This window comes from Streptomyces sp. JK94 (assembly GCF_053613315.1).
The window spans coordinates 33,529-49,541 of the sequence record NZ_JBSICH010000024.1 but is presented as its reverse complement, the minus strand read 5'-3'; the positions used below and the strand labels follow the sequence as shown (position 1 = coordinate 49,541).

Sequence of the window (16,013 nt, the reverse complement as noted above, 5' to 3'; positions counted from 1 at the left end):
GAAACATCGCGTGAATCCTTTACGCTGATGCGGCGGCGCACTCCAGGCCCTCAGGCGCCGGGAGCGCGTTCCGGCCCCGGCCCGCGGTCCCTGGTCAGTTCTCGGAACAGGTTGTAAGGATGCCCAAGCTCTCTCTCGTGGTCCCTGTGTACAAGGTGCAGGGCTATCTGCCCGAGTGCCTCGACTCCGTACTCGGGCAGGACTGCACGGACTTCGAGATCATCGCGGTCGACGACTGTTCGCCGGACGACTCCGGGGCCATTCTCGACGAGTACGCGAAACGGGACTCCCGGATTCATGTGATTCACCTCACGGAAAACGTGGGTCTGGGTCGCGCCCGCAACGCCGGGCTGGAAAAGGCCACGGGCGATTACGTGTTGTTCCTGGACAGTGACGACACGTTGTCCGACGGGGCGTTGTCGGCCATTTGCGACCGGATCGAAGCCACGGACAATCCCGAGATCCTCGTCTTCGACTACGTCCGCACCTACTGGGACGGCAGGATCCGCCCGAACCTCCGGGCCGATCTGCTCAAGGAGGCGGGCCCGGACGTCTTCACGCTCGCGGAGCGGCCCCGGCTGCTCGACCTGCTGCAGATCGTCTGGAACAAGGCCTACCGGCGGGACTTCGTCACCCGGACCGGGCTCACCTTCCCGCCCGGGTACTACGAGGACGCCCCCTGGACGTTCTGCTCGCTGATCAGCGCAGAGCGGATCGCCGTACTGGACCGCGTCTGCGTGCACTACCGGCAGCGCCGCGAGGGCGGCAACATCCTCAAGACGGTGAGCCGCAAGCACTTCGACGTCTTCGACCAGTACCGCCGGGTCTTCGACTTCCTCGACGCGCACGAGGACCTCGCCCGGTGGCGCGGCCCGCTGTTCCGCAAGATGATCGACCACTACCTGACCGTCCTGGAGCGCCCGGGCCGCCTGCCGCAGGACGCGCGGGCGGAGTTCTTCCACCGCGCCGCGGCCGACTACCGCGCCCTGATGCCCGAGGGCTTCACACGGCCGGCCGGCGGCCGCGGCCACAAGTACGGGATACTGCAGCGGGACGCGTACACCACCATGGTGAGCGCCCTGGCCGCGATGAAGTTCCGCCGGCGGGTCAGGACCCGCACCCGCACCGCGCTCACCCGCTCCAAGCGCGGCGCGATGGGCGCCTTCTACCAGTCGCAGCTCAGGCTCCCGCTGGACGACGACCTGGTGCTGTTCTCCGCCTACTGGAGCCGCAGCGTCTCCTGCAACCCGGCCGCCATCGACGCCGAACTGGCCCGGGTGGCCCCGCACATGCGCCGGGTCTGGGCGGTCCGCGCGGAGAACGCGGCCCGGGTGCCCGAGGGCGTGCGGGTCGTCCGCGTCGGCTCGCGCGAGTACTGGGCGGCGCTCGCCCGCGCCAAGTACCTCGTGAACAACGTGAACTTCGCGGACGCCGTGGTCAAGCGCGCCGGCCAGATCCACGTGCAGACCCACCACGGCACGCCGCTCAAGACCATGGGCCTGGACCAGCAGAAGTACCCGGCCTCCACCGACATGGACTTCGAGGCGCTCCTGGAGCGGTGCGACCGCTGGGACTACAGCCTCAGCTCCAACCGCTTCTCGTCCGTGATCTGGGAGCGGGTCTACCCCTGCTCGTACACCACCCTGGAGACCGGCTACCCGCGCAACGACGTCCTCGTGAACGCCACGGCCGAGGACGTGCGTGCGGCGCGCGCGGCACTGGGACTGGCCGACGGCGCCAAGGCGTTCCTGTACATGCCGACGCACCGCGAGTACCAGCCCGGCTTCACCCCGCCGCTGGACCTCGCCCGGTTCGCCGGCGAACTCGGCCCGGACGTGACCCTGCTGGTGCGCGGCCACTACTTCTACGGCGCCTCCCCGCACATCGCCGAACTGCGCCGCACCGGCCGCATCGTCGACGTGTCCAGGCACGCCCGGGTGGAGGACCTGTACCTCGCGGCGGACGCCCTGATCACGGACTACTCCTCGGCGATGTTCGACTACGCCGTACTGGACCGCCCGGTCATCAGCTACGTCCCCGACTGGGACGTCTACTCGGCCGTGCGCGGCACCTACTTCGACCTCCTCCAGGAACCGCCCGGCGCGGTGGCCACCTCGCAGGCGGAACTGCTGCGGCTGCTCGCCTCGGGTGACTACGACAGCCGGGAGACGACCGAGCGCCGGGACGCCTTCCGCCGGCGCTTCTGCGAATTCGACGACGGACACGCAGCCGAACGCGTCGTGCGACGCGTCTTCCTCGGTGACGAGAGCCCGCTGCCCTTCGTCCCGTTCGACGAACGCCCCCACGCCCCGACCCCCGCCCAGGCTCTCGAACTGGTCGAGCGGGCCTGACCCCGAAAGGAGATCACCAAGCCATGGCCCCTCGGCTGAGTGTCATCGTCCCCATCTACGACGTGGAGCGTTACCTCCCCGCCTGTCTGGACTCACTCGCGGCGCAGACCTTCCGCGACTTCGAGGTCCTGATGGTGGACGACGGTTCACCGGACGGCTCCGCCGCCATCGCCGAGGAGTACGCCTCCCGCGACCCCCGCTTCAAGCTCATACGCAAGGAGAACGGCGGCCTCGGCGCCGCCCGCAACACCGGCATGGCCCACCTGGCCCCCCAGGCGGAGTTCCTGACCTTCGTCGACAGCGACGACCTGATACCGCCGGACGCCTACCGGCTCATGGTCGGCAGCCTCGACGAGAGCGGCTCGGACTTCGCCACGGGCAACGTCTTCCACCTCCGGGGCGAGAAGTCCTGGCAGGTCCCGCTGATGCGGATGCTGGCCGGCGAGGCCCGCCTGCGCACCCACATATCGCGCTACTCCAAACTCGTCGCCGACCGCATCGCGTGCAACAAGGTCTTCCGCCGCACCTTCTGGGAGAAGAACGGCTTCGCCTTCCCCGAGGGCCGGCTGTACGAGGACACCCCGGTCACCATGCGGGCCCACTACCTGGCCGAGAGCGTCGACGTCATCTCGGAGCCCTGCTACTACTGGCGGCTGCGCGAGGGCGAGTCCGCCCCGTCCATCACGCAGCGCCGCACCGACCCGGCCGGTGTGCGCGACCGCGTCACCTCCGTGATGGAGATCAGCGCCTTCCTCGCCGAGCAGCCCGGCGAGACCTACGCCCGCCTCAAGCGCGAGTACGACACCCGCGTCCTCCGTGACGACCTGCGGCTGTTCCTCAACGTGGTGCCGGACGGCGACGAGGAGTACCGGGCCGAGTTCCTGCGCTCGGCGAACCGCTTCCTCGACAGCATCGACCCCAAGGTCGTCATGGACCTCCCGGCCGAACTGCGCGTGCAGTGGCTGCTGGTGCGCAAGCACCAGATGGAGGAGCTGATCGCCCTGCTGGCCGGCCAGCGCCGCCGCGAGACGCCCGAGGTCAGCGGTCTGGTCCGCAAGTACGCCTCGTGGCCCTCCCTGGAAGGTGCCGATCTGCACCTGCCCAAGGAGGCACTGCGCATCGACCAGCACCTGACCATGCGTGCACCGCTGCAGGAGGTGAGCTGGTCGGGGGGCAAGCTCCTGCTGTCCGGCAACGCCTGGATCGACAAGATCGAGCAGCCGACGCGCAAGTCCTCGGTCAAGGTGCTCCAGCTGCGCAAGGACCGCTCGCGCCGCCGCATCCTGCTGCCGGCCCGCAACATGCCGCGCCCCGAGGTCACCACCGACTCCGGCCAGGACCGCTACAACTACGACTGGGCCGGCTGGGAGGTCACCATCGACCCCGCCCGGCTCCGCAAGGGCGGCGAGTGGCAGGAGGCCGTGTGGCACGTGGGCCTCGGCATCTTCTCCTCCGGGCTGGTACGGCGCAACGCCGTCCACTCCAGCGGCGGCGCGGCCTGCAACTTCCCGCCGTACCACTGGCTGAGCCCGGACTTCCGGATGCTGCCGTCCGTCGAGCGCGGCGCACTGAAGCTGCGTATCGAGAAGGTCCGCGCCCTGATCACCGGCCGCACCCTGGAGGGCGACCGGATCAGGGTCACCGGTGAGATCCGCGAGCCCCTCGCGGCGGACGAGCAGCTGGTCCTGCGGGTCAAGAACCAGAAGGGCGCCGAGACCTTCGAGTACCCCGTCACCGTGACGCGCGAGGGCGGCGCACAGGCCTTCTCGGTCGAGGTGCCGGTGGCCGACGTGGCGCTGGTCTTCCACGAGGGCGTCGACGAGCAGGCCCAGCCGGAGAAGCGGACCTGGTCCACCGTGCTGGTCGCGACCGGCCCGCAGGGCGGGGAACGCCGTTTCGGCACCGTGATGCAGGAGGGGCTGTCCGACGCCGGGTTCCCGCTGCCCGCGTCGCTCGGCAGCCAGGCGCACCTGACCGAACTCGCCGTGGTGGCGGGCCACACCGGTTTCCTGAAGTTCTCCGGCCGTACCCGCCGGGCCCTGATCGACACCGCCACCGTGCGCGACGGCGGGATCGCCCTCACCGGGCACGCCGACCCGCGGCTGACCGGCTCACGCTTCCTGCTCAAGCCGCGCAACCGCTACGAGGAGCGGTTCGTCGAGACCCGCTGGCTGGAGGGCGGCCGCTTCGAGGTGTCCTTCGACCCGTCCCGGCTCGGCGGCGACGGCAGCCTCCCGCTGCGCGCCGGCCGCTGGAACCTCTTCCTGCGGCCGGCGGACGGGAGCACGCCCGACGTGCCCTTCGTGATCGACCGCCTGGCCGCGGACTCCTTCCCCGTCCAGGCCGAACTCGGCGGCCGCCGCTACTGGCTGGAGAACCGCTGGGGCGACTTCCCTCAGCTCAACGCCCGCTCCGAGCTGAGCGACCTGGAGCGCGGCCCGTTCCGCCAACGGCAGCTGCGCAAGGAGGTCTACGAGCCCCTGTCCCGGCAGCCGCTCAAGGACCAGGTCTTCTACCTGAGCTACAACGGCAAGCAGTTCTCGGACAGCCCCCGCGCCATGTACGAGGAGCTGGTGCGCCGCGGCTCGGACCTGAAGCACCTGTGGGCGGTCCGGGACGGCCAGGTCGTGCTGCCGGAAGGCGTCGAGCCGGTCCGCATGTGGGGCCGGGAGTGGTACGAGGCGCTGGCCTCCAGCCGCTACATCGTCACCAACGCCCACCTTCCCGACTGGATCGAGCGCCGGCCCGGCCAGTCCATCGTGCAGACCTGGCACGGCACGATGCTGAAGAAGATCGGCCACGACATCGACACGCTCCACTTCGACCGGCGCTACCAGGAGAAGCTGGCGCTGGAGGCCAAGCAGTGGAGCCTGCTCGTCTCCTCCAACCGCTTCAGCACGCCGATCCTCAAGCGCGCGTTCTCCTACGACGGTGAGATCCAGGAGGCGGGCTACCCCCGCAACGACTACCTGTACTCCCCCGACCGGGACGCGATCGCCGCGCGGGTCAGGAAGGCGCTCGGTCTGCCCGAGGGCAAGAAGGTCGTCCTGTACGCACCGACCTGGCGCGACGACCAGTCGCACAGCGCCGGCCAGTACCTGTTCGACCTGCGCATCGACCTCGAGGACGCCCAGCGCCGCCTGGGCGACGACCACGTGCTGCTGATCCGCCGCCACTCCAACGTGGTGGACGCCGTTCCGGGCGCGGGCAACGGGTTCGTGTGGGACGCCTCGGAGTACCCGGACATCGCCGACCTGTACCTCGCGGCGGACATCATGATCACGGACTACTCGTCGGTGATGTTCGACTACGCGCACCTGAAGCGGCCGATGCTGTTCTTCACGTACGACCTGGAGCACTACCGGGACACGCTGCGCGGGTTCTACTTCGACTTCGAGCAGGACTCCCCCGGCCCGCTGATCGGCAACTCCAAGGAGCTGGTCGACGCGATCCGGGACATCGACCAGGTGCAGGCGGACTACCGGGACCGGTTCGACCGCTTCCACCACCTGTTCTGCGACCTGGACGACGGCAACGCGTCTGCTCGGTTCGTCGACCGGATGCTGGATAAGGCATGGGAGGGCGGATCCGCGCACGGCGACAGGAGGGCGGGGCCCGGAGGACGATCTCCTCCGGGCCCCGCCCTCCTGTCGCCGTGTACCGGATGTCAGAGCCGCACGGTCTTCACCGCGAACTGGCAGGCGGCGGTGAAGTAGGGCCGCAGTTCCGTGCGCCTGCGGGTGAAGGGCAGCGGCTCGGGCGTCCGCCCCAGGGCCCGGCGCGACGTGCGCACCGCCCGGGTCAGCACGGTCGGCGGCGCCGCCACGGTCTCGTCGACCACCGGGCGCGGGAAGGTGAACACGTTGATCGGCGCCAGCACGTCCGTCGCGAGCTTGGCCAGCCGCACCCGGGGCGCGCCGGGCGCCGGGCGCAGCGAGAAGTCCCAGATGACTTCCTTGTCGTCGGCGTCGGTGTGCGCGCGCACCAGCGCGGCGCAGTCGAGATCCGCCACCACCCGGCCGTCGCCCTCGTCCCGCAGCGGGAAGGACAGCACCCGCGCCTTGTCCCGACGGTGCACGGCCTCCATGACGGCGCCCGCGGCCGGCCGGGCGCCCCACAGCTCGGCGCGCACGGTGATGGTCCGCTCGTCGACCCCGACCGGGCCGACCTCGGCGTGGACGTCCCGCAGCGCGCTGCGCAGCCGCAGCCCGCCGTCCTCCTCGTGCAGGTACGGCAGCAGCAGGGCCAGGGCCGGTCCCTGCGGGCGCGGCAGCTCCACGGCGAGCAGGTCCCGGGTGTCGCAGCCGTAGCCGTCGGTGCCCAGTGCCACCTCCCGGTCGCCCTCGCGGGTGGCCAGAGCCGGCTCCCACGTGCCGTGCGGCAGCCCCGCGTCCCAGGGCACGACGGCGTCGCCCTCGGCGGAGAACGGGAAGCGGCGCTCCTCGGCGCCGGCCGCTCCCCTGCGCAGCACGAGGTCGGCCTGCCCGGCGCTCCGCGGCAGCGCGCCCACGCAGACGTGGACGGAACCCTCCCGGTCCACCCGGGCCGTGGCGTGACGGGGCAGCTCCTTGCGGGCGAGGGCCTCCTGGATGATGGCCTCGAAGCGCTCACGGCTCGCCCGCTCGTGGAAGCGCTCGGCGTTGCGGATACCGGCGGCGGCCATCTTCAGCCGCAGCCCGTCGTCCTGGACCAGCCTCCGGATCGCCTCGGCCATCGCGTCGACGTCACCGCGCGGGACGATCAGGCCGTCCTCGCCGTCGGTGAGGATGTTGCGCGGCCCGTGGTCGGCGTCCGTGGCGACGACCGGCAGTCCGGCGGCCATCGCCTCGACGACGACGTTGCCGAACGCCTCCCGCTTGGAGGGCAGGACGAAGACCGAGGCCTTGCCGAACTCCGGGGTGACCGGCGAGGCCTGACCCATCAGCAGAATGCTGTTGGACAGGCCCAGTTCCTCGATACGGGCGCGCAGCTTCTTCTTCTCGGCGCCGTGGCCGTAGATGCGCAGCGTCCAGTCCGGGGCCACGGCGTGGACCTTGGCGAACGCCTCGATGAGGAGGGCGTGGTTCTTGTTGTCGGTCAGGTGACCGGCCGAGACCACGACCTTGTTGGTGCCGGTGGAGCGGATGGTGGAGGCGGGCACGCAGTTGGGCATCACCGCCAGGCGGTCGCGTACCGCGGGCACCTGCGTGCCGATGGCCGCGACCTCCTCCGGCGTGAGCGCCGTGAGGGCGTCCAGGGACCGGTAGGCCGGGAAGAGGCGTTCCTTGATGTCCGTGGCGTAGATGGCGGGCATCGAGTGTTCCTGAGTGACCTTCAGGTAGTCACCGCGCGCCTGCGCCAGCACGATCGTGTTCCGGGGACTGGAGCTGACGACCACGTCGGCGTCGGTGGTGTCGAGGTACTCCAGCAGCCGGAGTTCCGCGAGCCTGCTCACCACCGGCGTTTCGGCCCCGGCGTTGAGCGGGTACACCAGCGGGAACTTGCCGGACAGCGGATCGTCCACGTCGGAGACCGGGGAGTGCGGCCGCATGTCGCTGAGCACCCGGACGGACACCCGCGGGTCCAGCGGGAAGTACGACTCGTCGCGCACCTTGCGCAGGGCCACGATCTCGACGTCGTGCCGCTCGGCGAGCGCCCCCGCGAGGTTCTGCGTCGCACTGACCACGCCTCCCATGTGGCACAGGTCCCGGACGAGGAATGCGATCTTCACTTGGCGGCTTCTCTCTGCTTTCGGGAAACGGCCGGTCAGTCCGTTCACCCACCCCTGGCCACAGCTGTGACCACATCCTCCTCACAACGTACACATGGACGTTCGACAGCAGATCACGGCCCCGACACACCTGTGTAACCCTGCGGACGGCATGCCGCCCGCAGGGCCGGGTCGATTCCTCCGAGGGGCTCGGGTACCGGGCCTAGAACGGCTCGAAACCGTCGAACTCCCGCTCCACCTCGTCCCGTTCGGCGTCGCGGTCGCGGCGGCGCTGGGCGGCCGGGCGGGGTGCCTCGAAGCGGTGGTCCTCGCCGCGGCGGCCGAGCATCTCGGCTCCGGCCGTCACCGACGGCTCCCAGTCGAAGACGACCGCGTTGTCCTCGGGGCCGATGGCCACGCCGTCGCCGCCCCGGGCCCCGGCCTTCATCAGCTGCTCCTCGACACCGAGGCGGTTGAGCCGGTCGGCGAGGTAGCCGACCGCCTCGTCGTTGTTGAAGTCGGTCTGGCGCACCCAGCGCTCGGGCTTCTCACCGCGCACCCGGAACAGGCCGTCCTCCTCGCGGGTGACGGTGAAGCCCGCTTCGTCCACGGCCCTGGGCCGGATGACGATCCGCGTGGCCTCCTCCTCGGGCCGGGCCGCGCGCGCCCCGGCCACCAGCTCGGCCAGCGCGAAGGACAGCTCCTTGAGCCCCGTGTGCGCCACCGCCGACACCGCGAAGACGCGGTAGCCGCGTGCCTCCAGGTCCGGGCGGACCATCTCGGCGAGGTCCTTGCCGTCGGGCACGTCGATCTTGTTGAGGACGACGATGCGGGGCCGGTTGTCCAGGCCGCCGTACTCGCTCAGCTCGGCCTCGATGACGTCCAGGTCGGAGAGCGGGTCGCGGTCGGACTCCAGCGTCGCCGTGTCCAGGACGTGCACCAGGACGCTGCACCGCTCGACGTGCCGCAGGAACTCCAGGCCGAGGCCCTTGCCCTGGCTGGCGCCGGGGATCAGGCCGGGGACGTCGGCGACGGTGTAGACGGTCTCGCCGGCCGTCACCACGCCCAGGTTCGGCACGAGCGTCGTGAAGGGGTAGTCGGCGATCTTCGGCTTCGCCGCGCTCAGCACGGAGATCAGCGAGGACTTGCCGGCGCTCGGGTAGCCGACCAGCGCCACGTCGGCGACGGTCTTCAGCTCCAGCTGGATGTCCTGGACGTCGCCGGGCTCGCCCAGCAGCGCGAAGCCGGGTGCCTTGCGGCGCGCGGAGGCCAGCGCCGCGTTGCCGAGGCCGCCCCGGCCGCCCTGGGCGGCGACGTAGGAGGTGCCGTGCCCGACCATGTCGGCCAGCACGGTGCCCTCCTTGTCGAGGACGACGGTCCCGTCGGGCACGGCGAGGACCAGGTCCTGGCCGTCCTTGCCGGAGCGGTTGCCGCCCTCGCCGGGCTTGCCGTTGGTGGCCTTGCGGTGCGGGGAGTGGTGGTATTCGAGGAGCGTGGTCACCGACTGGTCGACGGTGAGGATCACGTCGCCGCCACGGCCGCCGTTGCCGCCGTCCGGGCCGCCGAGCGGCTTGAACTTCTCACGGTGGACGGAGGCACAGCCGTGGCCTCCGTTACCCGCGGCGACGTGCAGCTCGACGCGGTCCACGAAGGTGGTCATGGGATGTGCCTCCAGTTGACGGTTACTGCTCACTGCGGATTTGTCTCTTGGGTAACACGCGAAAGGCGGACCCGCTTCCCCTGGGGGAAGTGAGGTCCGCCTCGCGAAAGTTTCCGATCAGGCGACCGGAACGATGTTCACGACCTTGCGGCCACGGTGGGTGCCGAACTGCACCGCACCGGCCTGCAGGGCGAACAGCGTGTCGTCGCCGCCACGGCCGACGCCCGCGCCCGGGTGGAAGTGGGTGCCGCGCTGGCGGACCAGGATCTCACCCGCGTTGACGGCCTGACCGCCGAAGCGCTTCACACCGAGCCGCTGGGCGTTCGAGTCGCGACCGTTCCGGGTGGACGATGCGCCCTTCTTGTGTGCCATGTCTCCTCAGTCCCTTACTTCGCAGCCGCGGGGATCTCAGTGACCTTGATCGCCGTGTACTGCTGGCGGTGGCCCTGACGACGGCGGTAGCCGGTCTTGTTCTTGTAGCGCAGAATGTCGATCTTCTGGCCCTTGTGGTGGTCCACGACCTCGGCCTGGACCTTGATGCCGGCCAGCACCCACGGGTCGCTGGTCACAGCGTCGCCGTCGACGACGAGCAGGGTCGAGAGCTCGACCGTGTCGCCGACCTTGGCGGTGGAAATCTTGTCAACCTCAACGATGTCGCCGACAGCAACCTTGTGCTGGCGACCACCGCTGCGCACGATGGCGTACACGCGGATCTCACTCTCTGCTCGGGAACGGCACCCCCGCAGTCCAGCCACCCGGTGACACACGCGGACGGCCTCTCCCGGTCGGGGCCCGACGGGGCCCGCATCCGGAAGGGATGAAGGTTTACGGGGATGTGACGCGCCAGTCGACACGCCGACGCTCAAGATTACGGGGCCGCTCGACAGGGGTCAAACCGGGCCCCGCGCCTCAGCCGGCGACCGCCGCGACGTACCCGGCGTACGCCTCCCCGGTCCTCTCCGGCGACAGACCGAGATGCTCCAGGACGGTGTACCGGCCCGGCCGGGTCTGCGGAGCGAACCGCACCGCCCGTACGAACTCGTCGTCGCCGAACCCGATCTCGGCGGCCACCACCGGCAGCCCGTGCCGCCGCAGCGTGTCAGCCATCAGCAGGGAGCCCTCGTGGTCGCCCCGCAGGTACGTCGCGAAGGCCGCGCCGATGCCCACCTGCTCGCCGTGACTGGCCGCCCGCCGGGGATACAGCAGGTCGAGCGCGTGGCTGATCTCGTGGCAGGCGCCGGAGGAGGGGCGGGTGTGCCCGGCGATCGACATGGCCAGGCCGGACAGCACCAGGCCCTCGGTCAGCACGGTCAGGAAGCCGTCGTCACCGCAGCCGCCGGGGTGGCGCAGCACGGCCTCGCCCGCCTGCCGGGCCAGCGCCGCGGCGAGGCCGTCGACCTTCTCGCCGTTGACCCGGTGGGCCAGTTCCCAGTCGGCGACCGCGGAGATGTTGGAAACGGCGTCACCGATCCCGGAGCGCACGAAACGGACCGGTGCCTCGCGGATCACCGCCAGGTCGACGACGAGCGCGATGGGCGTCGGCACACCGTACGAACCACGGCCCGCGTCGTTGTCCAGGATCGACACCGGCGAGCAGATGCCGTCGTGGGAGAGGTTGGTGGCCACCGCGACCATGGGCAGCCCGACGCGGGCCGCGGCGAACTTGGCGCAGTCGATGACCTTGCCGCCGCCCAGACCGACGACCGCGTCGTAGCGGCCCGACTTCATCCCGTCCGCCAGCCGCACGGCGTCGTCGAGGGTGCCGCCGCCGACCTCGAACCAGTCGGCACCGGGCAGGGACGGGGCCAGTCTCCGGCGCAGGCGCGCCCCCGAGCCGCCGCTGATCGCGACGGCCAGCTTCCCGGACTGGGAGATCCGCTGGTCCGCGAGGACACCCGCCAGGTCGTCGAGGGCGCCCGGCCGGATGTCCACGACGAGCGGCGAGGGGATGAGCCTCGTCAGTACCGGCACGTGATCGCCTCTCCTCGCGTGGGCGGGCCGACGGCACGGCTGTGCGGTGATGATGCGCCCGCGGACGCCCGGGAAAACGTGTGGTCCCGCCCGAACGGATTCCGTCCGGACAGGACCACATGTACGGCGCCAGGTGCCCGATCAGCCCTCGTCGGTGGCGGCCGTGACCGAGGACGGCGTCTGCTGGGCCGCCGCCGCGGTCTTCTTCGTCGCCGCCTTCTTGGCCGTGGCCTTCTTGGCGGTCGTCGTCTTGGCCGCCTTCTTGGCCGTGGCCTTCTTGGCCGTCGTCGTCTTCTTGGCCGCGGTCTTCTTGGTGGCGGCCTTCTTCGCCGTCGCCTTCTTGGCCGTCTTGCGGGCCGCCGCCTTCTTGGCGGGAGCGGCCTCGTCGGCGGCCTCCGCCTCGGCGGTCTCCGGGGCGGAGGTCTCCGGCGCCTGCTCGGCCGGCTCCTCCGCCGGGCCCGACGGGACGACCACGACGGCCGTCTCCTCGGACGCGGTCGGGGTGGCGGGCTTGCGCACGGCCCGGCGCCGCGGACGGGCCGGGGCGGCGCTCTCGGCGGGCGGGGCGGACGCGTCCGCCCCGGCGGCCACCGGTGCCTCCGCCGCCGGCTCCGGCTGCGGTGCCTCCTCCGCCGGCACGGCCTCGGCGACCGTCACGACGGCGGCCTCGGCGCCCGCGGGCGACCCGGCCGGCGCGGACACCTTCCGGGTGGCCCGGCGCCGGGTACGGCCCTTGGGCGCGGCCTCCTCGGGAGCCGGCGCCTCGGCGGCGGCCGGGGACTGCTCGGCAGCCGGGGCCGGAGCACCGGAGACCGCGTCCTCGACGGCGGCGGGCTCGGCCAGGATCTCCGCGGCCGGCTCCTGGACGACCGGACGCTCGACCTCCTCCTGAACCGTGACGTCCTGCGCCGTCGGCGCCTCGGCGCGCCGGGCCTCGCCCTTGGCCGCCTTCGGGGCGCCCGCCGGGGCCGACGCCCGCCGGCTCGCGCGACGCCGGCCGCGACCGCGCGTGGCGGCGGCCTCGGCCTCGGCGGCGCTGCTGTACAGCTCCTCGTCCGGGACGAACTCGGGCGCGGGGAGCGCGACCGGCTCGGCCACCTCGGCGGCGACCTCGGACTCGGTCTCGGTGTCCGCCTCCTGCTCCGCCGTCGGACCGGTCTCGACGCCGGCCACGTGCTCGTGCTCGTGCGGCTGGTCGGCCCCGGCCCGCGCCCGCTTGCGGCGCTTGCTTCCGCCGCCCCCGCCGGCAGCCGAGGCCGGCTGGTCCAGGTGGACGATGACGCCGCGGCCGTTGCAGTGCACGCAGGTCTCCGAGAACGACTCCAGCAGGCCCTGACCGACCCGCTTGCGGGTCATCTGCACCAGGCCCAGCGAGGTCACCTCGGCGACCTGGTGCTTCGTACGGTCCCGTCCCAGGCACTCCAGCAGGCGCCGCAGCACCAGGTCCCGGTTGGACTCCAGCACCATGTCGATGAAGTCGATGACGATGATGCCGCCGAGGTCGCGCAGCCGGAGCTGGCGCACGATCTCCTCGGCCGCCTCCAGGTTGTTCCTGGTGACCGTCTCCTCGAGGTTGCCGCCCTGACCGGTGAACTTGCCGGTGTTGACGTCGATGACGACCATCGCCTCGGTCCGGTCGATCACCAGCGAACCGCCGCTGGGCAGCCAGACCTTGCGGTCCAGCGCCTTGGCGAGCTGCTCGTCGATCCGGTACGTGGCGAAGACGTCGACCTCGCTGGTCCACTTGGACAGCCGGCCGGCGAGGTCCGGCGCGACGTGGGAGACGTAGCCGTGGATGGTCTGCCAGGCGTCGTCACCGCTGACGACGACCTTGGTGAAGTCCTCGTTGAAGATGTCGCGCACGACCCGGACGGTCATGTCCGGCTCGCCGTAGAGCAGCGTGGGCGCGTTCGAGCTGCCGCCGCTCTTGGCCTTCTTCCGGATCTCCTCCCACTGCCCCTGGAGCCGCTCGACGTCGCGGCGCAGCTCGTCCTCGCTCGCTCCCTCGGCGGCGGTGCGCACGATGACGCCCGCGTCCTCGGGGACGATCTTCTTGAGGATGGTCTTCAGGCGGGACCGCTCGGTGTCGGGCAGCTTGCGGCTGATGCCGGTCATCGAGCCCTCGGGCACGTAGACCAGGTAGCGGCCGGGCAGCGAGACCTGGCTGGTCAGGCGGGCACCCTTGTGGCCGATCGGGTCCTTGGTGACCTGCACGAGGACCGACTGGCCGGACTTGAGGGCGGACTCGATGCGGCGCGGGCCGCCGGACATGCCGAGCGCCTCGAAGTTGACCTCGCCGGCGTACAGGACGGCGTTGCGGCCCTTGCCGATGTCGATGAAGGCGGCCTCCATCGACGGCAGCACGTTCTGCACCTTGCCGAGGTAGACGTTGCCGACGTACGAGGTGGCCTGCTCCTTGTTGACGTAGTGCTCGACGAGCACGCCGTCCTCCAGGACGCCGATCTGGGTGCGCTCGCCGTGCTGGCGGACGACCATGACGCGCTCGACGGCCTCGCGGCGGGCCAGGAACTCGGCCTCGGTGATGATCGGCACGCGTCGGCGGCCCTGCTCGCGGCCTTCCCGGCGGCGCTGCTTCTTGGCCTCCAGACGCGTCGAGCCCTTGATGGACTGGACCTCGTCGGACGGCTCGGCGCTCTTCTCCCGCGCGGCCCGGGGCTCGCGGACCTTGACGACCGTGCGCTCGGGGTCGTCGGTCGTCGCCTCGCCCTCGCCGGAGGCGTCCCCGGCGCGGCGGCGCCGACGACGGCGCCGACGGCTGCTGCTGGAACCGCCGCTCTCGCCGGAGGCGTCCTCGCCGTCCTCGGCGTCCTCCTCGGCCTGCTCCGCGGTGTCCTCGGCGTCATGAACGGCCTGCTCGGCGCCGGTGTGCTCACCGTCGCCGTCGGCGGACTCGCCCAGGTCACCCTCGGCGGAGTCGCCCCGGCGACGGCGACGGCCGCCCCGGCGCCTGCGACGGCGCGAGCCGGACTCCTCGGAGCCCTCGGCGTCGTCGTGGTCCTCGCCCGACTCGTCGGCGTCGGTCTCGACGTCGGTCTCGGCCTCCGGCTCCTCCCGCGTGACGGCGGCGGTGGCCCGCTCCTCGGCGACCTCCTCGGCGGCGCCCCGGCGCTTGCGGCGGCGACGTGGCCCGGCGGACTGCTCCTCCGGGAACTCCTCGGCCTCCTCGGGTGCCGGCTCCGGTACGGCCCCGGCCGCCTCGGCGGCGGCCTCGGCCGCGGCCCGCTCGGGCGTCTGGAACCTGGGCTCGGCGAAGACGGGCGCCTGGAACACGGCCACGGCGGGACGCGACGGACGCTTGGGAGCGTCGCCCTCGTCGGACTCCGCGGCGGTCTGCGCGGGCGCGGCGAAACCGGAGGCGGCCTTGCGGGCGGACCGGCGGCGCGCACGGCGCGGAGCGGCGTCCTCGACGGACTCGACGGGCTCGGCGGGCGCCGCGGCCTCCGCCTCGGGGGCCGCCTGCGCGGCCGGCGCGGTCGCGGGGACCGGGGCGGACTCGCTCGACCCGCTCACCTCGGCGTCGGCGTCGGCGGGCGCGCCGGTCGGCGCGGTCGCCCGCCGCGTGGCACGACGGCGGCCACGACGGGGAGCGGCGTCCTCGGCCTCGGCGGGCACGGGAGCCTCGGTCTGCACCTCGGCCGCCGCGGCGTCCGCCACCGGAGCGGTGGTCTCCTCCACACCGGCCGGCTCACTGGGCGAGGTCACACTGCGCGTGGCACGGCGACGGCTACGGCGCGGAGCGGCGTCCTCGGCCTCGGCGGGCACGGCAGCCTCGGTCTGCACCTCGGCCGCCGCGGCGTCCGCCACCGGAGCGGTGGTCTCCTCCACACCGGCCGGCTCACTGGGCGAGGTCACGCTGCGCATGGCACGACGACGGCTGCGGCGCGGAGCCGCCTCCTCGACGACCGGCTCGGACGCGACGGCGGGCTCGGGCTGCGCGGGGGCCTCGGCCGCGGAGGACGCCGGCACGACGGTTTCCGCCTCCGCGCCCGCCGATGTCGGCGCGCCGGCGGGCGCGGAGGCGCGACGCACGGCGCGGCGCCGCGGCCGACCCGCGGAAACGGGCTCCACGGCCACCGCTTCTTCGGTCTCCTCCGCCTCTTCGGTCTCCTCCGCCTCGTCGGCCGGGGCGGTCACCGCGGCGGACGCGACGGTCTCCGCCGGTGCCTCGGCACCGGACGGCGGTCCTGCCGGGCGGGAAACGGCCCTGCGCCGGCGACGCGGCGGCAGGGTGTCGCTGGGGGTGTTCGCTTCGGAGTCCGTCGAGGGGGTCGAGGACTCTGTGGGTTCGGTCGGTTCGAGCATGCGGGGGTTTCTCCCGTCA

At 72.1% G+C, this 16,013-nt stretch carries 8 protein-coding genes; 2 read left to right on the top strand and 6 right to left on the bottom strand.

Features of this window, described 5'->3' with window-relative positions; translation table 11 throughout:
• Positions 1 to 119: 119 nt before the first annotated feature.
• On the top strand, positions 120 to 2,351 hold the full coding sequence (locus ACVV2G_RS21365; protein WP_453844344.1) for a bifunctional glycosyltransferase/CDP-glycerol:glycerophosphate glycerophosphotransferase: 2,232 nt from the start codon (positions 120 to 122) through the stop codon (positions 2,349 to 2,351).
• A gap of 23 nt (positions 2,352 to 2,374) precedes the next feature.
• Positions 2,375 to 6,067 carry a bifunctional glycosyltransferase/CDP-glycerol:glycerophosphate glycerophosphotransferase gene (locus tag ACVV2G_RS21360; RefSeq protein WP_453844343.1) on the top strand — a complete coding sequence of 1,231 codons (3,693 nt, stop codon included), beginning with the start codon at positions 2,375 to 2,377 and terminating at the stop codon, positions 6,065 to 6,067.
• On the opposite strand, the gene ACVV2G_RS21355 is transcribed toward ACVV2G_RS21360, so the two are convergent.
• The 6 genes from ACVV2G_RS21355 to ACVV2G_RS21330 all read right to left on the bottom strand — a co-directional run bounded on the left by ACVV2G_RS21355 (position 6,019) and on the right by ACVV2G_RS21330 (position 15,994).
• On the bottom strand, positions 6,019 to 8,061 hold the full coding sequence (locus ACVV2G_RS21355; protein ID WP_453844342.1) for a glycosyltransferase family 4 protein: 2,043 nt from the start codon (positions 8,059 to 8,061) through the stop codon (positions 6,019 to 6,021). The genes ACVV2G_RS21360 and ACVV2G_RS21355 overlap by 49 nt on opposite strands.
• Before the next feature lie 202 nt (positions 8,062 to 8,263).
• Complete coding sequence (gene obgE / locus ACVV2G_RS21350; protein ID WP_453844341.1) at positions 8,264 to 9,700, bottom strand: GTPase ObgE; 1,437 nt, start codon at positions 9,698 to 9,700, stop codon at positions 8,264 to 8,266.
• A gap of 117 nt (positions 9,701 to 9,817) precedes the next feature.
• Positions 9,818 to 10,072: a 50S ribosomal protein L27 gene (gene rpmA / locus ACVV2G_RS21345; protein WP_003976205.1), complete on the bottom strand. Its 255-nt coding sequence runs from the start codon at positions 10,070 to 10,072 to the stop codon at positions 9,818 to 9,820.
• Positions 10,073 to 10,086: 14 nt separating this feature from the next.
• Positions 10,087 to 10,407, bottom strand: coding sequence for a 50S ribosomal protein L21 (gene rplU, locus ACVV2G_RS21340; RefSeq protein ID WP_004931419.1), 321 nt, complete (start codon positions 10,405 to 10,407; stop codon positions 10,087 to 10,089).
• A 202-nt stretch (positions 10,408 to 10,609) separates the two neighbouring features.
• Positions 10,610 to 11,671 (bottom strand): iron-containing alcohol dehydrogenase family protein, encoded by a 1,062-nt coding sequence (locus tag ACVV2G_RS21335; protein ID WP_453844340.1) that lies wholly within the window; start codon positions 11,669 to 11,671, stop codon positions 10,610 to 10,612.
• A 141-nt stretch (positions 11,672 to 11,812) separates the two neighbouring features.
• The gene (locus tag ACVV2G_RS21330) at positions 11,813 to 15,994 is read right to left on the bottom strand and encodes an Rne/Rng family ribonuclease (protein WP_453844339.1); all 4,182 of its coding nucleotides are present in this window, start codon (positions 15,992 to 15,994) and stop codon (positions 11,813 to 11,815) included.
• Between the last annotated feature and the right edge of the window lie 19 nt (positions 15,995 to 16,013).